Origin of the sequence: Ancylobacter moscoviensis (genome assembly GCF_007559435.1) — a bacterium.
Taxonomy (GTDB): domain Bacteria; phylum Pseudomonadota; class Alphaproteobacteria; order Rhizobiales; family Xanthobacteraceae; genus Ancylobacter; species Ancylobacter moscoviensis.
Genome location: NZ_VMBP01000004.1, coordinates 233,810 through 253,420 on the forward strand (window position 1 = coordinate 233,810; position 19,611 = coordinate 253,420).

18 protein-coding genes are annotated in these 19,611 nt (G+C 67.9%); 6 read left to right on the forward strand and 12 right to left on the reverse strand.

Features of this window, described 5'->3' with window-relative positions; genetic code table 11:
• The 6 genes from ntrX to hflX all read left to right on the forward strand — a co-directional run bounded on the left by ntrX (position 1) and on the right by hflX (position 7,068).
• On the forward strand, positions 1–1,368 hold the full coding sequence (gene ntrX / locus FO470_RS13505; RefSeq protein ID WP_144343493.1) for a nitrogen assimilation response regulator NtrX: 1,368 nt from the start codon (positions 1–3) through the stop codon (positions 1,366–1,368).
• 119 nt (positions 1,369–1,487) lie between these two features.
• The gene (trkA, locus tag FO470_RS13510) at positions 1,488–2,864 is read left to right on the forward strand and encodes a Trk system potassium transporter TrkA (RefSeq protein WP_144343494.1); all 1,377 of its coding nucleotides are present in this window, start codon (positions 1,488–1,490) and stop codon (positions 2,862–2,864) included.
• Between the two features lie 13 nt (positions 2,865–2,877).
• On the forward strand, positions 2,878–4,326 hold the full coding sequence (locus FO470_RS13515) for a TrkH family potassium uptake protein (RefSeq protein WP_144343495.1): 1,449 nt from the start codon (positions 2,878–2,880) through the stop codon (positions 4,324–4,326).
• 21 nt (positions 4,327–4,347) lie between these two features.
• Positions 4,348–5,208, forward strand: coding sequence for a D-amino-acid transaminase (locus tag FO470_RS13520; RefSeq protein WP_144343496.1), 861 nt, complete (start codon positions 4,348–4,350; stop codon positions 5,206–5,208).
• Between the two features lie 208 nt (positions 5,209–5,416).
• A complete protein-coding gene (hfq, locus tag FO470_RS13525; protein WP_013166585.1) occupies positions 5,417–5,668 on the forward strand; it encodes an RNA chaperone Hfq in 252 nt (83 codons plus the stop codon).
• A 2-nt stretch (positions 5,669–5,670) separates the two neighbouring features.
• Complete coding sequence (gene hflX / locus FO470_RS13530; protein WP_418655055.1) at positions 5,671–7,068, forward strand: GTPase HflX; 1,398 nt, start codon at positions 5,671–5,673, stop codon at positions 7,066–7,068.
• Positions 7,069–7,081: 13 nt separating this feature from the next.
• On the opposite strand, the gene mazG is transcribed toward hflX, so the two are convergent.
• The 12 genes from mazG to FO470_RS13590 all read right to left on the reverse strand — a co-directional run bounded on the left by mazG (position 7,082) and on the right by FO470_RS13590 (position 19,609).
• On the reverse strand, positions 7,082–7,918 hold the full coding sequence (gene mazG / locus FO470_RS13535) for a nucleoside triphosphate pyrophosphohydrolase (protein WP_144343498.1): 837 nt from the start codon (positions 7,916–7,918) through the stop codon (positions 7,082–7,084).
• 95 nt (positions 7,919–8,013) lie between these two features.
• On the reverse strand, positions 8,014–8,814 hold the full coding sequence (locus FO470_RS13540) for an MBL fold metallo-hydrolase (protein ID WP_144343499.1): 801 nt from the start codon (positions 8,812–8,814) through the stop codon (positions 8,014–8,016).
• A 15-nt stretch (positions 8,815–8,829) separates the two neighbouring features.
• Positions 8,830–9,603 (reverse strand): TatD family hydrolase, encoded by a 774-nt coding sequence (locus FO470_RS13545; RefSeq protein WP_144343500.1) that lies wholly within the window; start codon positions 9,601–9,603, stop codon positions 8,830–8,832.
• Positions 9,600–11,156: a methionine--tRNA ligase gene (metG, locus tag FO470_RS13550; RefSeq protein ID WP_144343501.1), complete on the reverse strand. Its 1,557-nt coding sequence runs from the start codon at positions 11,154–11,156 to the stop codon at positions 9,600–9,602. Before metG ends, FO470_RS13545 begins: the two co-directional genes overlap by 4 nt.
• A gap of 36 nt (positions 11,157–11,192) precedes the next feature.
• Positions 11,193–12,227, reverse strand: coding sequence for a DNA polymerase III subunit delta' (locus FO470_RS13555; RefSeq protein WP_144343502.1), 1,035 nt, complete (start codon positions 12,225–12,227; stop codon positions 11,193–11,195).
• Positions 12,224–12,961, reverse strand: a complete 738-nt coding sequence (gene tmk / locus FO470_RS13560; RefSeq protein WP_144343503.1) for a dTMP kinase — start codon at positions 12,959–12,961, stop codon at positions 12,224–12,226. The genes FO470_RS13555 and tmk overlap by 4 nt, the downstream gene beginning before the upstream one ends.
• 2 nt (positions 12,962–12,963) lie before the next feature.
• The gene (locus tag FO470_RS13565; RefSeq protein WP_144343504.1) at positions 12,964–14,193 is read right to left on the reverse strand and encodes a D-alanyl-D-alanine carboxypeptidase family protein; all 1,230 of its coding nucleotides are present in this window, start codon (positions 14,191–14,193) and stop codon (positions 12,964–12,966) included.
• Between the two features lie 117 nt (positions 14,194–14,310).
• A complete protein-coding gene (locus FO470_RS13570; RefSeq protein ID WP_144343505.1) occupies positions 14,311–15,363 on the reverse strand; it encodes a septal ring lytic transglycosylase RlpA family protein in 1,053 nt (350 codons plus the stop codon).
• A gap of 299 nt (positions 15,364–15,662) precedes the next feature.
• On the reverse strand, positions 15,663–16,292 hold the full coding sequence (locus tag FO470_RS13575; RefSeq protein ID WP_144343506.1) for a trimeric intracellular cation channel family protein: 630 nt from the start codon (positions 16,290–16,292) through the stop codon (positions 15,663–15,665).
• 92 nt (positions 16,293–16,384) lie between these two features.
• Positions 16,385–17,644, reverse strand: a complete 1,260-nt coding sequence (locus tag FO470_RS13580) for a cysteine desulfurase-like protein (protein ID WP_144343507.1) — start codon at positions 17,642–17,644, stop codon at positions 16,385–16,387.
• Between the two features lie 126 nt (positions 17,645–17,770).
• Positions 17,771–18,355, reverse strand: coding sequence for a cupin domain-containing protein (locus FO470_RS13585; RefSeq protein ID WP_246659586.1), 585 nt, complete (start codon positions 18,353–18,355; stop codon positions 17,771–17,773).
• Between the two features lie 6 nt (positions 18,356–18,361).
• Complete coding sequence (locus FO470_RS13590; protein ID WP_210244923.1) at positions 18,362–19,609, reverse strand: Zn-dependent hydrolase; 1,248 nt, start codon at positions 19,607–19,609, stop codon at positions 18,362–18,364.
• Positions 19,610–19,611: the final 2 nt, after the last annotated feature.

A 19,611-nucleotide genomic window follows, 5' to 3' on the forward strand; every position in this document is an offset into this window, starting at 1 on the left:
ATGGCGACCGACATTCTGATCGTCGACGACGAGGCCGACATTCGCGGGCTGGTGGCCGGCATCCTGGAGGATGAGGGCTACAGCGCTCGCACCGCCAAGGACAGCGACGAGGCGCTGGCCGCCATCGAGGCGCGCCGGCCGCATCTGGTCTTCCTGGACATCTGGATCGAGCGCTCGAAGCTCGATGGCCTGCAGCTCCTGGAGGTCATCAGGAAGAACCATCCGGATGTCCCGGTGGTGATGATCTCCGGCCACGGCACCATCGAGACGGCGGTCGCCGCCATCAAGCAGGGCGCCTACGACTTCATCGAGAAGCCGTTCAACTCGGACCGGCTGATCCTCGTGGCCGAGCGCGCGCTGGAGACGCTGCGCCTGAAGCGCGAGGTGCGCGACCTGAAGCAGCGCACCCCGGTAGCGCAGCAGCTCGTCGGCCGCTCCTCGGTGATGAACCAGCTGCGCCAGTCGATCGAGCGCGTGGCTCCGACCAACAGCCGCATCATGATCGTCGGCCCCTCCGGTTCCGGCAAGGAACTGACGGCCCGCATGATCCACGCGGCCTCCTCGCGCGCCGGCGGGCCGTTCGTGGTGATCAACGCCGCGGCGATCACGCCGGAGCGCATGGAGATCGAGCTCTTCGGCATCGAGGGGACGGACGGGCAGGGCCGTCAGGTCGGCGCGCTCGAAGAGGCGCATGGCGGCTCGCTCTTCATCGACGAGATCGCCGACATGCCGCGCGAGACGCAGAATCGCATCCTGCGCGTGCTGGTCGACCAGAATTTCCTTCGGGTGGGCGGGGCGACCCGCGTCTCGGTCGACGTGCGCATCATCTCCTCGACGGCGCGCAATCTGGAGAAGGAGATCGCCGAAGGGCGGTTCCGCGAAGACCTCTATCACCGCCTTGGAGTGGTACCGATCCGTGTGCCCCCGCTGGCCGAGCGTCGCGAGGATGTGCCGGAACTGGTCGAGTTCTTCCTCGAGCACATCTCGCAGGCGACCGGCCTTGCCCGTCGACGCATTGCCGACGATGCGCTCGCCGTGCTCCAGTCGCATGACTGGCCCGGCAATGTGCGCCAGCTGCGCAACAACATCGAGCGGTTGCTGATCCTCGCTTCCGGCGACGCCGAGGCGCTGGTGACGGCGGACATGCTGCCGCCGGATGTCGGCTCGCTTGTGCCCAGCCTGCCGAGCGGCAATGGCGGCGAGCATCTGATGGGCCTGCCGCTGCGCGATGCGCGCGAGGTGTTCGAACGGGAGTATCTGGTTGCCCAGATCAGCCGCTTCGGCGGCAACATATCGCGCACGGCCGAGTTCGTCGGCATGGAACGCTCGGCGCTGCACCGCAAGCTCAAGGCGCTCGGCATCGGCTGAGCGCCTGCTCCTCGCATGATCCATCTCCGGCCGGCTGCGAACCTGCTATAGAGTGAATCGAGCAGGTTGAGCCGAAGGCGCCGGTCGGGCGTTATCGGGCGGGTTCGAGCGGGGTTTTCATGAAGGTCGTCATTTGCGGGGCGGGGCAAGTTGGGTTCGGCATCGCCGAGCGGCTTGCCGCCGAGCAGAACGACGTGTCCATCATCGACACCTCGCCGCGCCTCATCCAGGCGGTGACCGACACGCTCGACGTGCGCGGCTTCGTCGGCCACGGCTCGCATCCCGACGTGCTCGCCCGCGCGGGGCTCGAGGCGGCGGACATGCTGATCGCCGTGACCTTGCACGACGAAGTCAACATGATCGCCTGCCAGGTCGGTCACGCGCTGTTCGATGTGCCGACGAAGATTGCTCGTGTGCGCGCGCAAAGCTATCTGCAGGGCCACTGGCGTGACCTGTTCTCGCGCGATCATCTGCCGATCGACGTCGTGATCTCACCGGAGCTGGAAGTCGGCGAAATGGTGCTGCGTCGCCTCTCTCTGCCGGGGGCGGTCGACACGGTGAGCTTCGGCGACAGCAATGTCGTGGTGGTCGGCGTGCGCTGCCAGGAGGATTGTCCGGTCCTCGACACGCCGCTGCGCCAGCTCACCGACCTGTTCCCGGACCTGCGGGCGGTCGTCGTGGCGGTGAACCGCAACGGCAAGACCTTCGTCCCGCGCTCCACCGACGCGCTGCTCGCCGGTGATCTCGCTTACTTCGTCGCCCAGAGCGATCAGGTCAGCCGCACGCTGTCGATCTTCGGCCACGACGAGCCGCCGGCGCAGCGCATCGTCATTGGCGGTGGCGGCAATATCGGTCTCTACGTCGCGCGGGAGCTGGAACAGCGCAATCCGAAGGCGCGCGTGAAGATCATCGAGGACAGCGCCGAGCGGGCGGAGTCTATCGCTCAGGAGCTGTCGCGTACGGTGGTCCTTCGCGGCAGTGCGCTCGACCGCAGCATTCTGGAGGAGGCCGCAGTCGGCGATGCCGACACGGTGATCGCCGTCACCAATGACGACCGGGTCAACATCCTGTCCTGCCTGCTGTCGCGCGAGCTTGGCGCCAAGCGCATGCTGTCGCTGCTCAACGATCCCGCCTATCCGGCCTTCGCGCGCGGACTGGGCATCGACGCCTATGTGAACCCGCGCCAGATCACCGTCTCCAAGATCCTGCAATATGTCCGCAAGGGCCGCATCCGTGGCGTCCATTCGCTGCTGAACGGCGCGGGCGAGGTAATCGAGGCGGAGGCGCTGGAGACCTCGCCGCTGGTCGGCAAGCCGCTCAAGCAGCTCGACCTGTTCGACGGCATGCGGATCGGTGCGGTGATCCGGGCGGGGAGGGTGCTGCTGCCGCGCGGCGACACCGTCATCCAGGCCCGCGACCGGGTGGTGATGTTCGCCCTCGCCGACAAGGTCAAACGGGTGGAGCAGCTCTTCCGGGTGAGCCTGGAATTCTTCTGAGAGGCGGGACGAGATGATCGCGGTCGTCCGCCACAGCGCGCTCACCGCCGGAGTGATGGCCGGCTTCCTGCTGCTCGCCGCGCTGGTCTCGCTGTTCCGCAACGAGCCCGGCGCCGACGTGTTTCTGCTGACGGCGGTGCTCACCGTGTTCGGCGCCGGCGCCATGTATCTGGCGGTGCGCAACCGCGGCGGGCGGCTGGACCGGCTCGCCGCCTACGGGCTGCTCCTCGTCGTGTGGCTGGGCGTTCCCGTCATCGCGGCGGTGCCCATCGCGGCCACCACCTCCCTCGGCCCGATGGCTGCCTGGCTCGAAGCGGTATCGGCCTTCACCACGACAGGTGCCATCCAGATCCACGACCTCGACAACGTCCCGCGCGCCACGCTCGGCTGGCTGCTGACGCTGCAATGGGCCGGCGGTCTGCTGACCCTGCTCGGTTTTGTCGCCGTCCTCGGACCGGCGGGGATCGGCGGCCTGCCGGATCGCAGCGCCCGCACGAACCTGCTGGGCGTCACCGAGCAGACCGCGCTCGACGACGCGCTCCGGCTGGTCCTGCCCATCTATCTCGGCGCGACGGTGCTCTGCACGCTGCTGCTGTTCATGACCGGCGTGCACATGTTCGATGCGCTGGGCCTTGCCGGGTCGGCGCTGTCGACGGGTGGCCTGTTGCCCGATCCGGACGGCATCGCCGCCTATGGACACTTCGCGGTGAAGATGGTGCTGATCGTCTTCATGCTGGTCGGCGGCACCAGCGTGCTCTGGCATCGTATGTTGCTGTCGCGCCGTTTCCGGCTCGCCTTCGGCCAGTATGAGAACCTCGCGCTGCTCGGCCTGTGCTTTGGCCTGGGCATCATCGCCGCCGCCATCGGCTACCGCACGCCCTATGGCGGTCTCTCCCTGCCCATGGCGCTGGAGGACGGCCTGTTCACGGCGGTCTCGCTGGTGACGACCACCGGCATCGAGCCGCATGGCGGCGCCTTCGCCAGCCTGCCGCTCACCCTCATCATCGCGGTGGTGTTCATCGGCGGCGCGAGCTTCTCCACCGCCGGCGGCATCAAGATCTACCGGGCCGGGATCATGTTCCTGCAGAGCTTCCGCGAGCTTGAGCGGCTGGTCCATCCCAATGCGGTGCGTCCGCGCCGGCTGGGGCAGCAGAACGTGACGCTGCAGATGATGAAGGCGATCTGGATCATGTTCGGCGTCGCCTGCACGGTGATCGCCGCGCTCTCCGCCGCCATCGCGCCGGCCATGCCGAGCTTCGAGGCGGCCTTCGTCTCCATCGTCGCCGCGCTGAGCAATGTCGGCCCCATCTACCCGGTCGGTTGGCAGGAGGGGGTGGTCTGGCCTGAATGGGGCGCTCTGCCGGCCTACGCGCAGATTATACTCGCCCTCGCCATGATTCTCGGCCGGCTGGAGATCCTTGTCGTGCTGGGGCTCGCCAATTTCGCGCTGTGGCGGCGGTGACGCCGCGGGAATGGAACCCTGATGTCGCGCATCGCCTATGTGAATGGACTTTATGTGCCGCACGCCGAAGCGGTCGTGCATGTCGAGGATCGCGGCTACCAGTTCGCCGACGGCGTGTATGAGGTGTGCGAGGTGCGCGGCGGCCACATGGTGGACGAGCGCCGTCACATGGAGCGCCTCGTGCGCTCGCTGAACGAGATCCGCATTCGCCAGCCCATGCCGCTGGCGGCGCTTGGCGTGGTGCTGCGCGAGACGGTGCGGCGCAACCGGGTGCGCAACGGTTTCGTCTATCTGCAGGTCACGCGCGGCGTGGCGCGGCGCGACCACTATTTCCCGGATCCGGAGACGCCGCCATCCATCGTGGTCACCGCCCGCGCCGCAGATCCCGCCAAGGGCGAGGCGGTGGCGGCACAGGGGATTGCCATCATCACCGTGCCGGACAATCGCTGGGAGCGGGTGGACATCAAGACGGTTGGCCTGCTGCCCAATGTCCTTGCCAAGGAGGCTGCCCGGCAAGCCGGCGCACGCGAAGCCTGGTTCGTCGACCGCGACGGCAATGTCACGGAAGGCGGCTCCACCAACGCCTGGATCGTGACTGGGGACGGCAAGCTGGTGACCCGCCCGGCGGAGAGCGGCATCCTGCGCGGCATCACACGCACGGTGATGATGGAAGTCGCCGAAAAGCTCCAGCTGCGCGTCGAGGAGCGTGCCTTCACCGTCAAGGAGGCGCTCGGCGCGCGTGAGGCGTTCGTGACCTCGGCAACGAACTTCGCCACGCCGGTGGTGCGAATCGACGGCCAGTCCATTGGAGACGGCAAGCCGGGGCCGGTGGCGCGCGCCCTGCGCGAGAACTTCCATAAGGTTGCCGAGATCGCCCGCTGATTCCGGCGAAGGGGTTGGGGGTAAAGCTCCACGCCGACGAAGGGACTTGCCAAGTCGAGCCAACTTGGCGAAAGCTTCTTGCGCGATAGGCATGGTGTGCCATGCTTACGCTGCACGTCTTCATGCATGTCCGCCCCCGGACGGGGCGCAAAGGTGAAGGCGACCGCGCCGACTACGAGCAACAACAAACAAACGGATCAAAAAAACCATGGCCGCGGAACGTTCCCAGAACCTCCAGGACACCTTCCTCAACCACGTCCGCAAGAACAAGACGCCGCTCACCATCTTTCTGGTCAACGGTGTGAAGCTCCAGGGAGTCGTCACCTGGTTCGATAATTTCTGCGTGCTGCTGCGCCGGGACGGCCATTCGCAGCTCGTCTACAAGCACGCCATCTCGACCATCATGCCCGGGCATCCGGTTCAGCTGTTCGAACCGGACGAGACCGGCGAGAAGGGCTGAATTTGGAGCTTAAGGGTTCCCGGCGGTCGCCGGCCGGACGTGATGCCGGCCTTCCACCGGAGCATGGCGCCGATGGCGACGCGACCCGCGTCGTCGTGGTCGTGCCTCATCTCACGCGCCGCGGGGCAGGCGAGGACGACCTCCGCCGTTCGCCCGAGGCGCGGCTCGACGAAGCGGTCGGCCTCGTCCTCGCCATCGATCTCAAGGTGGTGTCCAGCCAGCTGGTCGGCCTTTCCCAGGTGCGTCCCGCGACCTATCTCGGCGGAGGCAAGGTCGAGGAGATTGCCGGCATCGTGAAGGCGGAGGAGGCGGGGCTGGTCTTCGTCGACGCCCCGCTGAGCCCGGTGCAGCAGCGCAACCTCGAAAAGGCCTGGTCTGCCAAGGTCATCGACCGGACGGCTCTCATTCTGGAGATCTTCGGCCAGCGCGCCCGCACCAAGGAGGGCGTGCTGCAGGTCGAGCTCGCCCATCTCAACTACCAGCGCAGCCGTCTGGTCCGGTCCTGGACGCACCTCGAGCGCCAGCGCGGCGGCTTCGGCTTCCTCGGCGGTCCCGGCGAGACGCAGATCGAGGCCGACCGGCGGCTCATCGGCGAGCGCATCGTCAAGATCGAGCGCGAGCTGGAGCAGGTGAAGCGCACCCGCGCGCTGCATCGCGCCAGCCGCAAGAAGGTGCCTTATCCGGTCGTCGCGCTGGTCGGCTACACCAATGCCGGCAAATCGACGCTGTTCAACAGGCTGACCCGTGCCGACGTGATGGCGCAGGACCTGCTCTTTGCCACGCTCGACCCGACGCTGCGCGCGGTTCAGCTGCCCTCCGGCGAGCGGGTGATCCTGTCCGATACCGTCGGCTTCATCTCCGATCTGCCGACGCAACTCGTCGCCGCCTTCCGCGCCACGCTGGAAGAGGTCATCGAGGCCGATCTCATCCTGCATGTGCGTGACATGTCCCATGAGGACGCCGAAGCGCAGGCGCATGACGTCGAGACCGTCCTGTCCGATCTCGACATCGATCCGGACGACGATCACCGCCTCATCGAGGTATGGAACAAGATCGACCGTCTGGACGACGAGGGCAAGGCGAGCTTGTTCAACACCGCGTCGCGGCGCGAGGGCGATGCGCGGCCGATCCCCGTCTCGGCGCTGACCGGGGAGGGGATGGACGCCCTCCTCGCGGCCATCTCCCAGCGTCTTTCGCGGGAGCGCGTCAGCCTGAGGGTGGATCTCGACGCGACGGACGGCGGCGGATTGAGCTGGCTCTATCGCCACAGCGAGGTGCTGGAGCGTCGGGAGGATTCCGACGGAAGGCTGCATCTCGCCGTGCGGGTGCCGCCGGACCGCGCCGAGCATATTGAGCGTCGCTTCGGCGCCCGCCGCATCAAAGGGGCAGGGGGCGGCTGAGCGCGGCCCGGCCCTATTCGTCCGGCGCGGCGGTCGTCTTCGCCGCCTGCCAGAGCGCTTCCATTTCATCGAGGCTCGCTTCGGCGGGGCGCCGGCCTTCGTCGGCCAGCCGGTCCTCGATATAGGCGAAGCGGCGGACGAACTTCTGGTTCGTGCCGCGCAGCGCCGCTTCCGGGTCGATATCGAGATGGCGGGCGAGATTGGCGAGCGCGAACAGCAGGTCGCCGACCTCTCCGGCGGCGGCCTCGCGATCTCCGGCGGCGATCTCGGCTTCGACCTCGTCGATCTCCTCGCGGATCTTGTCGAGCACCGGCCGGACATCCGGCCAGTCGAAGCCGACACGGGCGGCCTTGGTCTGGAGCTTCACGGCGCGGGTGAGGGCAGGTGCTCCCGCTGGCACGCCATCGAGCGTGCGCCCTCCTTCGGGTTCCGGCGGCAGGCCGTGGCGGGCGCGCCGCTCGGCACGCTCGGCCTTTTCCTCGGCCTTGATCTCATCCCAGGCCGCATTGACGGCCGCCACGTCGCGTCCGCGTGCGTCGCCGAAGACGTGGGGATGACGGCGTATCATCTTCGAGGTGATCGCCTGCACGACGTCGCCGAAGTCGAAGGCATCGCGCTCCTGCGCCATCCGCGTGTGGAAGACCACCTGCAGGAGCAGGTCGCCCAGTTCGTCGCACAGATCATCGAGATCATGGCGCGCGATCGCGTCCGCCACCTCATAGGCTTCCTCGATCGTGTACGGCGCGATGGAGGAGAAGTCCTGCTCCAGATCCCAGGGGCAGCCGGTCTCCGGCGTGCGCAATGCCGCCATGATGTCGAGCAGGTGCTGGATGTCACGGGAGGGCCTCAAGCTCGGGTCTCCATGAGTCGCATAAGACATATTATGGAAAACATATCCATGATTTTCGACGCCGTTTGACATGAGCGTTGCGCCCTAACAGGCTGTCAGAGCGTGATTTTCATGCCGTCATAAGCCGGCGTCACGCCTTCCGGCAGTTCGTGCGCCAGCGTGCGATAGTCGAGATCGGTGTGCAGGTTGGTCAGCACAGCGCGGCGCGGCTTCAGCCGCTCGATCCAGGCCAGCGCCTCGCTCAGCGAGAAATGCGTCGGATGCGGCGCGATGCGCAGTGCGTCGACGATCCACAGGTCGAGATCGGCGAGATACGCCAGGCTGTCGTCCGGCAGGTCGTGCAGGTCGCTCGAATAAGCGAGTCCGCCGATGCGGAAGCCATAGGACGTGATGGCGCCGTGGTACTGGCGGAACGCCGTCGCCTCGATGACGCCGGCCGGACCATCCACCGCGATCGTGTCGCCGGCCCGGAAACGGTGCTCGGCCAGGATCGGCGGATAGTCGCTGCCGGGCGGCGTCTCGAAGCAGTAGCCGAACCGCTGGTGCAGGATCGCCGAGGTCTCCGCATCCACATGCACCGGAATGCGCTTGCGGTGCATGATGGTCAGCGGGCGCAGGTCGTCGATGCCATGCGTGTGGTCGGCATGCTCGTGGGTGAACAGTACGCCGTCGAGCCGGTCGACCTCGGCATCGAGCAATTGCTCACGCAGATCGGGCGAGGTGTCGATCAGCAGGCGCGTCGGCTGCCCGGCATCCGGCTCGAAACGCTCCACCAGCATGGAGCAGCGCTGACGGCGGTTGCGGGGCTCCGCCGGATCGCAGGCGCCCCACCCCTGCCCGACTCGCGGCACCCCGCCGGAGGAGCCGCAGCCGAGGATGGTGAAGGTAAGCGCCATGGCGTGGATGAGCCTTCAGGATGCGCGGGAGAAGAGACGGAAGAAGTTTCCGGTCGTCAGCGTGGCGATGTCCTCGATGGACACGCCGCGCGTCTCCGCGAGTATACGGGCCGTTTCGACGACATAGGAAGGCTCGTTGCGCTTTCCGCGCCAAGGATTGGGCGCGAGATAGGGCGCGTCCGTCTCCACCAGGATGCGGTCGGCCGGCAGCGCGGCGGCGATCTCGCGCAGCGGCGCGCCGGACTTGAAGGTCAGGATGCCGGAAAACGACACGTAGCCGCCCAGCGCCACCGCGCGGCGGGCGAGTTCCGGCCCGGCGGTAAAGCAGTGCAGCACGAAGGCGAACGCGCCCCGGGCGCTTTCCTCCTCGAGGATCGCCGCCACGTCGTCATCCGCCTCGCGGGCGTGGATGACGAGCGGCAGGCTGGTGCGGCGCGCCGCCTCGATATGCAGGCGGAAACCGGCATGCTGCGCCTCGCGCGGCGCCGTATCGTAATGGTAGTCGAGCCCGGCCTCGCCGATGGCGACCACCTTGGGATGGTCCGCCTCGCGCAGCAGTTCGTCGAGCGTGACGTCGGCTTCCTCGCCGGCATTGTGCGGGTGGGTGCCGACGGAGCAGAACACGTCGTCGAAGCGCTCGGCGATCGCCCTCACCTCCCAGGAACGGCGTACGCGGGTGCCGATCGTGACCATGCGGCCGACACCCGCCGCCCGTGCCCGCGCGACGACCGCCTCGAGCTCCGCCGCGAAGTCCGGGAAATCGAGATGGCAATGGCTGTCGACGATCATGCCGGCTCCGAGGCCTCGGGCTCGACATAGCGCGGGAAGACCGGTGCCGGCGCCGGCAGCAGCGTGCCGCCCTTGAGCCGGCCGGCTTCACCGAGGCTGGCGAAGCCGCGCGCGTCCGGGGAAAGCGCCAGCAGGTCCAGCAACTTGCCGGCGCTCACCGGAATGAAGGGCTGGGCGAGCAGCGCCACCTGCCGGATCACCTCTGCGGTCGTCCACAGCACGGTGCCGAAGCGTTCCGGGTCGGTCTTGCGCAGCTCCCACGGCGCCGCACCGGCGAAATAGCGGTTGGCGTCGGCCACGACCTGCCAGATCGCGCCGAGCGCGTGATGGATCTGCTGGCCGTTCATCGCCTCGCGCACCCTGGCGCCCATGGCGTCGGCGCTGGCGAGGATTTCCGCGTCGTCGGCCGAGAGCGGGCCGGGCGCCGGCAGCGTGCCTCCGAGGTTCTTGGCGATCATGGACAGCGAGCGCTGCGCCAGGTTGCCCAGGTCGTTGGCGAGGTCGGCATTGGTGCGCGCAACGATGGCCTCGTGGCTGTAGGAGCCGTCCTGGCCGAAGGGAATCTCGCGCAGCAGGAAATAGCGCAGCGCGTCGACGCCGTAGGCCTTGGCGAGATCGAAGGGGTCGATCACGTTGCCGACCGACTTCGACATCTTCTCCCCGCGGTTATGGATGAAGCCGTGGGCGAACACCGTCTTCGGTGGCTCCAGCCCGGCCGACATCAGGAAGGCTGGCCAGTACACCGCATGGAAGCGGATGATGTCTTTGCCGATGACGTGCAGGTTCGCCGGCCAGTAGCGCCTGAAGCTCTCGCTCGCCGTGTCGGGATAGCCGACGCCGGTGATGTAGTTGGTGAGCGCGTCGACCCACACATACATCACATGCTCGGGCGCGTCCGGCACGGGAATGCCCCAGGTGAAGGTCGTGCGGCTGATCGAGAGGTCCTGCAGGCCACCCCTGACGAAGCTCGTCACCTCGTTGCGCCGCACGTCCGGGCGGATGAAGTCCGGGTGAGCGTCATAATAGTCGAGCAGCTTCTGCTGATAGGCCGAGAGGCGGAAGAAATAGCTCTTCTCTTCGGTCCACTCCACCGGCGTGCCCTGCGGGCCGAGACGCACGCCATCGGCGTTCACCGTGGTCTCGTCCTCTGCATAATACGCTTCGTCGCGTACGGAGTACCAGCCGGAATAGGCGCCGAGATAGATGTCGCCGCTTTCCACCATGCGGCGCCAGATTTCCTGCGAGGAGGCGATGTGGTCCTCGTCCGTGGTGCGGATAAAGCGATCGTAATCTACGCCAAGAAGTGCGTCCATCTCCTTGAAGCGTGTAGCATTTTTGGTCGCCCACTCGAACGGCGTCAGCCCCTGCTTCTCGGCCGTCTGCGCCATCTTCAGCCCGTGCTCGTCGGTGCCGGTGAGGAAGAAGACGTCGTAGCCGTCCAGCTTCTTGAAGCGGGCGATGGCGTCGGACGCGATCTTCTCATAGGCGTGGCCGATATGCGGCGAGCCGTTGGGGTAATCGATGGCGGTGGTGATGTAGAAGGCGGGCTTCAAGGTCGCTTCCTGCGGCGTGTCCGGCTTCCGCTCCGGTCAGGGGCGCAGGGCCTCGTTGAGCGACGCGAAGATCCGAAAGACGAGGGTCTTGCGGTCGAGATTGTAGACGTCGGCGTCGACCGCGGCGCGGCGAACCTTCTCCCACACCTCCGGCAGGCGTGCAAGGCGCACGGAGGCGGTCTGGCGGCGGCCCGTGGCGTGGTCGCTGATCCATCCCTCGACGGTGCCGACGAAGCTCTCCAGCGCCCCTCCCCGGTCGCCCTGAAGCCGCTCGCCGAGCGTGTGCAGCGCCTTGGGGTCGATGTCGGGAAGGCCCTCCAGCAGCACGTTGGTCGCGTTGCGCACCGCCAGCCCGTCACCGGAGAGCAGCGCCAGTGCCTCGCGCACGCTGCCGCCCGAGGCGTCCGCCGCCTCGGCGAAGCGGTCGCGGTCGAGGTCCGGCATGGTGGGAGCGAGGTTCGCCAGCGCCTCCACCACCTGTTCCCCCGTCAGCGGCCGCAGGTTCACCATGCGGCAGCGCGAGCGTATGGTCGGCAGCAGGCGGCCGGGTGCATGGCTCACCAGCAGGAACAGGGCGCGCGCTGGCGGTTCCTCCAGCGTCTTGAGCAATGCGTTCGCGCCCTGGACGTTCATCTCGTCCAGCGTGTCAACGATGCAGACACGCCAGCCGCCCAGCGCGGCGGTGGAGCCGAAGAAGCTGCGCACCCGCCGCACGGTCTCCGCCGGGATGGTCGCCGGCAGCTTGCCGCTGTCGGAGGGCGTGCGGCGCAACACCAGAAGATCGGGATGGGAGAGGGCCGTGACCTGTCGCGCAGCCGGATGGTCGGGGTCGACGGTGATGGAATGTGCGGGCGCTGCCCCACCGGAAAGCACGAAGCGCGCGATGGCATAGGCCAGCGTCGCCTTGCCCACGCCTTCGGCACCGCCGAGGAGCAGGGCGTGCGGCAGGCGGCCGGCATCCCATGCGGCGCGCACAAGAGCCTGCGCCTCGTCATGGCCGATGAGGCGCCGGTTCTCCCGCGGTGAGGGTGCCGTGCCGAAGCGGTCGGCCTCCAGGGCTACTTCGCTCACGTGGCGGCACTCCGGCGGCGCGCGACAGGCTTGAGCCGCTGGCGGACCGCGCTCCAGACGGTGCTCGCGACCGTATCCGCATCGCCGCGCGCATCGATCAGCACGCAGCGTTCGGGCTCGGCCTCGGCGAGTTCCCGGAAGGCATCGCGCAGGCTGCGGTGAAAGCTCAGCCCCTCGCTTTCGAAACGGTCGGCCGCGATGCCCGAACGGGCCGTGGCTCGCGCCAGCCCCTCCTCCGCCGGTATGTCGAGGATGATGGTCAGGTCGGGTTTGGTCTCGCCCACCGTCACCGTCTCCAGCGCCGCGATCAGGCGGGGATCGATATTGCCGAGCGCTCCCTGATAGACTCGTGTCGAGTCGGCGAAACGGTCGCAGACCACCCAGGCGCCACGCGCCAGGGCCGGCCGGATCGTCGCGTCGAGGTGGTCGGCGCGGGCGGCGGCGAACAGGGCGGCCTCGGCCAATGGCCCGAGAGGCTTGGCGGCGCCGGAAAGGATGAGATGGCGGACGATCTCGGCGCCGGTCGAGCCGCCCGGCTCGCGCGTCGCCACGGCGTCGATGCCCATGGAGGCGAGCCGCTCCTGCAGCCGGCGCACCTGCGTGGACTTGCCGGCGCCCTCCCCGCCTTCGAAGGTGATGAAACGGCCGGGCTTGCGCCGGACGCGCGGCGGCGTGCGCGCCGGCGTTATCTCGGCAGCGGCGTTTGCGGGCGTGTCGATCCTGCGAGGCGGCATGTTCAGCCCGTCAGCTTGGCGTAGCCCTGACGCAGCAGGCTCACGACCAGCTCGTAGGCTCCATCCATCGCCCGCCGCCACAGGGGCCCCTGTGGCACGGTTTCCGCCGCGGCCAGCGGCACGTCCAGCGCGAGCTGATCACCGCGATAGACCTGTAGCCGCGCGAGCACCGCCCCCTTTTCGACCGGAGCGGGAATCGGACCCTCGTAGCGGATGCGCGCGGTGACCTTCTCGTCGCCGGTGCGCGATACCAGCACATAGATCGGTCCCGTACCGACCAGCGGTGCCCCGCCCCGCGCCCCGCCATAGAGCGTTGCCTCGCCGACCACCTGTCCCGGCTCGAAGAGCAGCCGCGACTCGAAGGAGCGAAAGCCCCATTCGAGCAGCCGGCGGGCATCCTCGGCCCGCTCCTTCTCGGTCTTGGAGCCCATGATGACGACGATCAGCCGCTGACCGTTCTGGATCGCGGAACCGACGAGGTTATAGCCGGCGTCCTTCTGGTAGCCGGTCACGAAGCCGTCCGCGCCAAGGCTCATGCCGAGCAGTGGATTGCGGTTGCTTTGACGGATCTTGCTCCAGAGGAAGTCCGGCTCGCTGTAGATCTTGTAGAGGTCGGGATAGCTGCGGATGATGTGCGCGGCGATCTTCGCCATGTCGCGCGGCGTCGTCTTCTGGGCCGGATCGGCCAGGCCGCTGACATTGACGAAGGACGAGCCCGTGAGGCCGAGACGCTTGGCCTCCTCGTTCATCTTCACCGTGAAGGCCAGTTCGTTGCCGGCCATGCCCTCGGCAAGCACGATGGCGGCGTCGTTGCCGGAAGGCACGATGGCGCCGCGCAGCAGGTCGCTGACCTTGATCTGGCTGTTCAGGGCCGCGAACATGGTGGCGCCGCCGGAAGGCGCCCCGCCCCGCCGCCAGGCGTATTCGCTGACCTTGTATTCGGTATCGGGCGACACTCGCCCCTCGGCGATCTCGCGGAAGACGACCGCCATGGTCATCATCTTAGCGATGCTCGCGGGCGGGCTCGACGTATCCGCCGCGCGCTCGAACAGCACGGAGCCGCTCTCGAAGTCGATGAGGATGGCCTGCGGAGAGGCGATGTCCGGCTGCGACTGGGCAAGCGCGGGTACGGCAAGGGCAGCGAGGCCGACGACGAGGAGCGCGGCGCAGGCTATCCGGCGGATGATCGGCAGGCCGGACAGGTGCCGGTTGGGGCCTATCATGCTCAGCATGCTCAACAACCCTCCTCCGGCAGAGTTAGCAGCCGGCGGAGGCCGCTGCAATGCGGCTCCTCGGCGGCGGCGTGGCCGGAGGAAAAGAAACCCCGCGAGGCGCGGGGTTTGGAAGGATCAGTAAAGACCGCGCCCGGAGTCGGCGGTCATTTCGGCGCCGGGCTCGGCATAGCCGAGGACCGGCTGCGGCCCGACAACCCAGCCCGCCGGCATGCCGCCTTGAGCGGGAGCGGCGGCAGGTGCCGGCTTCGGCGCGCGCACCGGCGGCTGCAGGCTCGCCACCTGCACGACGGGAGCGGGAGCCGGGGCAGCGCGAGGAGCCGGAGCGGCGGCCACGACGGGCGCCGGGCGAGGCTTGCTGGCGACGCGTGCCGGAGCCATCGCGGCCGTACGCACCGTCGTCGGGGCGGAGGCCATCTCGTCGCCGTTGCCCAGATCGAACGGGCGGCCCGAAGGCACCGGCACATCGCCGGCCGGGGCGACGCCACGCATGGAGCCGGCGGAGGCGACCATCACGCCGGACATCTGGGCCGGCTGGCCGTTCTGGCGAAGCGTGGAGGCGAGCTGGATATCGTCGGAGCCTTCCAGCGGCGCCCGGCCGACATATTCGACCCGGACGCGGGCCGTGCCGCGATTCTTGAAGCCGAGCAGGTCGGCCGCGCGCTGCGACACGTCGATCACGCGGTTGCCGTGATACGGCCCGCGATCGTTGACGCGCACCACCATGGAACGGCCGTTCGCCATGTTGGTGACGCGCACATAGGAAGGCATCGGCAGTGTCGGATGCGCCGCGGCGATGGAGTGCATGTCGAAGACTTCGCCGTTGGCGGTCAGGCGGCCGTGGAAGTCATCGCCGTACCAGGAGGCGAGACCTTCGGCGCGATAATTGGTCGATTCCGTGGGAACGTAGGTCTTGCCGGCAACGACATAGGGCTTGCCGACGCGATAGGTGCCACCGCCCTTCGGCACCGGCTGACCGGCCGCCACGACGCGCGGGCTGGCGGAGACACCGTATTTCGGGTCGATCTTGCTGGTGAGCTTGGAACCGCCATTGCAGTTGGCGACCAGGAGGCCCACGCCGCAGAGCGCGACGACCCGGCCGATCCGGGCGGCGGTTCCGTTTGCCACCCACGTGCCGCCGGCACGAGCAAAAACTGGAAACGTCCCCATGCACCCCAACCAATCGTGAGCGCCCTGCCCTTCCGTCCGGCTCGTTCATCGTCCGGACAGGCGGAGGCGCACCTCACCCGAGATCGCGACAGAATACCGACGATCCCACTCCTTGTCTCTCAGGAGGCTGCCTCAGTGAGGCGAAAATGGGGCGCGTCGGCTGTTATGGTGAACGAAGGGTAAGTAACGGCAGGGCAAGAGCAATCCACGCAAGGCATGGCACTGGTGTCACGTGTCTGCCTCGAATTCGCCTTGTGGTTGCATGCCGCTGCGTCGTGGCTATGCACCGAACGGAGCGCCTAGTGGAGCTGATCGGTGTAGACGAATTTCGGCATGCTCCAGCCGAAGCGCAGCGCGAGCAGGCGCAGGGCGAGCCCGGTCGCCATGGCGAGGCCCATCAGCACCTCGTGCGGAATGCCGGTCTGCTGGCCAGCAACATAGATTCCGCCAGTCACTATGGAGACGGTGGCATAGAGTTCGGCACGGAACAGCAGTGGCACGTCGGCACAGAGTATGTCGCGCAGGACGCCGCCCACGCAGCCGGTGATCATCCCGGCGGCGACGACGATGATCACCGGCATGCCGAGCCCCATCGCGATGTTGCAGCCGATCACCGTGAAGACCACGAGGCCGACGGCGTCGAGGAACAGGAACAGCCGCCGCAGATGGCGCATATGTCGGGCGATGGCGATAGTCGCCAGCGCTGCCCCGCCGGTCAGCACGAGATAGATCGGATGCTCGACCCACGAGAGCGGATAGCGGTTCAGCAGCACATCCCGCACCGAGCCGCCGCCCAGCGCCGTGATGCAGCCGAGCAGGTAGACGCCCACCCAGTCCATCTGCCGCCGCCCCGCGGCCAGCGCGGCGGTCATCGCCTCGGCGACGATGGCGACGAGGTAGAGGATGTGAAGCAATGCCGCCGAATCCATGCCCGCTGCCCTCCGGTCGTGGCCGCCGCGCCGGGGTTCGGCGGGCGGCCGATTCGTCGGGGCATTCTAGGGCGATCCGGCGCGCCGGGCCGCTAGCGGCCGCCCAGCGACCGGTCGACGGCGCCGATCACCCGGTCGATTTCCTCGGCCGTATTGTAATGTACCGGCCCGACGCGGATGCCGCTGCCGAGGTCGAGAATGCCGAGCCGCCGGTTGGCTTCGAGTCCGTAATTGTGCCCGCTCCAGACCTGAAGGCCATCGGCCGCCCAGGACTTCACGAGGTCCGCCGACGACGCCTCCTCGACGAAGAAGCTGACGGTCGAGACACGCCGGCCGATCGCCGCCGGATCGGTGATGCCGAGGATGCGCACGCGGTTGAACGGTTTCAGGCCGTCGATCAGCCGCTGGGTGAGCATGTCGTCGTGCTGCTTCATCACCTTGAAGCCCGCCGCGAGCTTTTCGCGCAGCCCCGCCGTGCCAGCGGTTCCCGCGTCGAAGCGCGACAGGCCGGCGATGTAATCGATCGCCGCATGCACGCCGGCGAGCTGCTCGCGGTTCGTGGTGCCGGTGGTGAAGCGCCAGGGCAGATCGTTGGAGGCGGCGCGCACCTTGTAGGGGCGCAGCCGGTCCAGCACCTCGCGCCGGCCCCAGAAGATGCCGTAATGCGGACCGAAGAACTTGTAGGCGGAGCAGACGAGGAAGTCACAGCCGAGCGCCTGCACGTCGATGAGGCCGTGCGGCGCGTACTGGACCGCGTCGACATAGACCAGTGCTCCCGCCTCGTGCGCGATGGCCGAGATGGCGGCGATGTCGTTGATCGTGCCGGTCACGTTGCTGGCGTAGCATACGGCGACGAGGCGCGTGCGCTCGTTCATCAGCGCCTTGAGATCGGCGAGGTCGAACTCGTAGGTCTCCGGCGAGAAGTCGAGCCAGCGCACCACGAGGCCCTTGTCCTCCGCCAGCATCAGCCAGGGGGCGACATTGGCGTCGTGGTCCATGCGGGAGAGGACGATCTCGTCGCCTTCCTTCAGGAGCGAGCCGATGCTGCGCGACATGGCGAAGGTCAGCGTCGTCATGTTCTGGCCGAAGAACACCTCCCCGGTCTCCGAAGCGTTCACCAGCGTGGCGGCGGCGCGGTGGGCCTTGGCGACGAGCTCGCCGGCCTCGACGGAGGTGTCGAAATAGCCGCCGAGATTGCTGTTCGTGTGCAGCATGGCCGCCGCCATGCGATCGACCACCGAAAGCGGCACCTGCGTGCCCGCCGGATTGTCGAGGAAGGCGACCGGCTTGCCGTCGCGCTCGCGGGCGAGCCCGGGAAACTGCCGCCGGACATCCTGCACATCGTAGGCCATGAGCATTCTCGCGCTGAGGGGAATGAGGCTTCCTGCTTAGGCAGCGATCTCGGTTAAGTCAAGCAACTTTCCTAAATGGATATATACTTGACAGGCAAGCGCGATGCTGACGATCGCGGCCCGACGCTAGAAGGTGGGGGGCGTGTTCACCCACAGCACCCGCGCCTCCGCCTCCCCATCGTTTCGGTAGCCGTGCGGGAGGGAGGAGTCGAAATAGAACGAATCCCCCTCACCCAGCGCGCGCTCATGCCCGTCGACGACCAGCGTGAAGGCGCCGGCCAGCACGTAGCCGAACTCCTGCCCGCCATGGCTGATGAAGTCCGGGCTGCCGCCGCCGGAGGGGATGACGTGGATGTTGATCTGCAGGAGCTGGTCGGGCCGGTGCGGCACCAGCCGCTCCAGCACGACCTGGTTGCCGGCGCGCAGATGCCCCGTCTCCAGTCGCGGGCGTTCCTTGGCGCGCACGACCGTCACCGCTCCCTCGCCCTCGGGCGCGGCGGCGAAGAGCGTGCTCATATTGGTGTCCAGCGCCTGCACCAGCTTGTGCAACGTCGCGAGGGATGCCTGCGAACGCCCGTTCTCCAGCTTTGACAGATAGCCTTCGGTGACGCCGACACGCTGGCCGAGCTCGCTGAGGCTCAGGCCCATCAGAAGCCGGGCATGTTTGAGTTTGGCGCCGATCCTGACATTGGCGTCGGGCGTTTCCATCATTCCCCCTCAGTGCGGTCCCACGTCCCCCATCGCATGGCGCAGCACGGCCCGTGCCAGAACCTCACAGCCGTCGGCGACATGGATTGGATCGGTCCACTCATTCTCATTGTGGCTGATACCGTCGCGCGACGGTACGAAGATCATGGCGCTCGGCGCCACGGTCGCCAGATTGCTGGCATCGTGCATCGCCCCGCTCGGCAGGCGGCTGGTCGCGATGCCGAGCTCGGCCGCCGAGGTCTCGATGTTCGCCTGCATCGCCGGATCGAAGCGTACGGGGGCGACGTCCATCAGCCGCTCGACCGTGCCCTCCACCCCTTCCGTTCCGTGCAGGGCAACGACTTCTCGGCGAATAGCCTCGTCGATGCGGTCGAGGTGGCTGACTTCCGAATGGCGCAGGTCGACCGTCATGTTCACACGGCCCGGCACGGTGTTGATCGAGCCGGGCTCGACGCTGACGCGGCCGAAGGTGATGCGGAAGGCGTCATCGAGCGCCAGCGCGGCGGTTCGCATGTCGACCGCGAGCCGCGCCGCCGCCATGAAGGCGTCGCGCCGGTCGCGCGCGGGCGTAGTGCCCGCATGGCGGTCCTCCCCGGTGAAGTCCACCGACAGCCACCGAACGCCCTGCACGCCTTCGACAACGCCGACGGAGACCCCTGCCCGCTCGAGCACCGGCCCCTGTTCGATATGGAGCTCGTAATAGCCGGCGATGCGCGCCGTCAGCCGGGTCGAGCCGCCATAGCCGATGCGGTGAAGCTCCGGATAGAAGGGCACGCCGCCGACGCCGCTGATCGCCGAGGTGTCGTAGGAGCGGATGGCGCCCACGAAGCCGCCGGAACCGGTCAGGCCGGGCGAGAAGCGCACGCCCTCCTCGTTCGTCCAGTTGACCACCGTCACGGCGTGTTCTGTCTCCACGCCGAGTTCGTTCAGCGCACGCACCGTCTCCAGCCCGGCCAGGACGCCGAGGACGCCGTCGAAGCGTCCACCATGCGGCTGGGTGTCGAGATGACTGCCGACCAGCACATGGGCGGCGTCGCGCGACCGGCCGGAACGCGTGGCGAAGATGTTGCCGAACGGATCGACGCTCACCTCGCAGCCGGCTTCCCGGGCCCAACGCACGAAGAGGTCGCGGGCCTGCCGGTCCTCGTCGGTCAGCGCGAGCCGGCAGCAGCCGCCATGCGGCAGCGCGCCGATCTCGGCCATCGTCATGAGGTTCGACCACAGCCGGTCGCCATCCGTCAGGCGAGGCGGCCTCACAT

Coding starts and splice junctions, on each gene's coding strand:
- ntrX (WP_144343493.1), top strand. CDS start 1: ATGGCGACCGACATTCTGATCGTCGACGACGAGGCCGACATTCGCGGG.
- trkA (WP_144343494.1), top strand. CDS start 1,488: ATGAAGGTCGTCATTTGCGGGGCGGGGCAAGTTGGGTTCGGCATCGCC.
- FO470_RS13515 (WP_144343495.1), top strand. CDS start 2,878: ATGATCGCGGTCGTCCGCCACAGCGCGCTCACCGCCGGAGTGATGGCC.
- FO470_RS13520 (WP_144343496.1), top strand. CDS start 4,348: ATGTCGCGCATCGCCTATGTGAATGGACTTTATGTGCCGCACGCCGAA.
- hfq (WP_013166585.1), top strand. CDS start 5,417: ATGGCCGCGGAACGTTCCCAGAACCTCCAGGACACCTTCCTCAACCAC.
- FO470_RS13540 (WP_144343499.1), bottom strand. CDS start 8,814: ATGGCGCTTACCTTCACCATCCTCGGCTGCGGCTCCTCCGGCGGGGTG.
- FO470_RS13545 (WP_144343500.1), bottom strand. CDS start 9,603: ATGATCGTCGACAGCCATTGCCATCTCGATTTCCCGGACTTCGCGGCG.
- tmk (WP_144343503.1), bottom strand. CDS start 12,961: ATGCCGCCTCGCAGGATCGACACGCCCGCAAACGCCGCTGCCGAGATA.
- FO470_RS13565 (WP_144343504.1), bottom strand. CDS start 14,193: ATGCTGAGCATGATAGGCCCCAACCGGCACCTGTCCGGCCTGCCGATC.
- FO470_RS13570 (WP_144343505.1), bottom strand. CDS start 15,363: ATGGGGACGTTTCCAGTTTTTGCTCGTGCCGGCGGCACGTGGGTGGCA.
- FO470_RS13575 (WP_144343506.1), bottom strand. CDS start 16,292: ATGGATTCGGCGGCATTGCTTCACATCCTCTACCTCGTCGCCATCGTC.
- FO470_RS13580 (WP_144343507.1), bottom strand. CDS start 17,644: ATGGCCTACGATGTGCAGGATGTCCGGCGGCAGTTTCCCGGGCTCGCC.
- FO470_RS13585 (WP_246659586.1), bottom strand. CDS start 18,355: ATGATGGAAACGCCCGACGCCAATGTCAGGATCGGCGCCAAACTCAAA.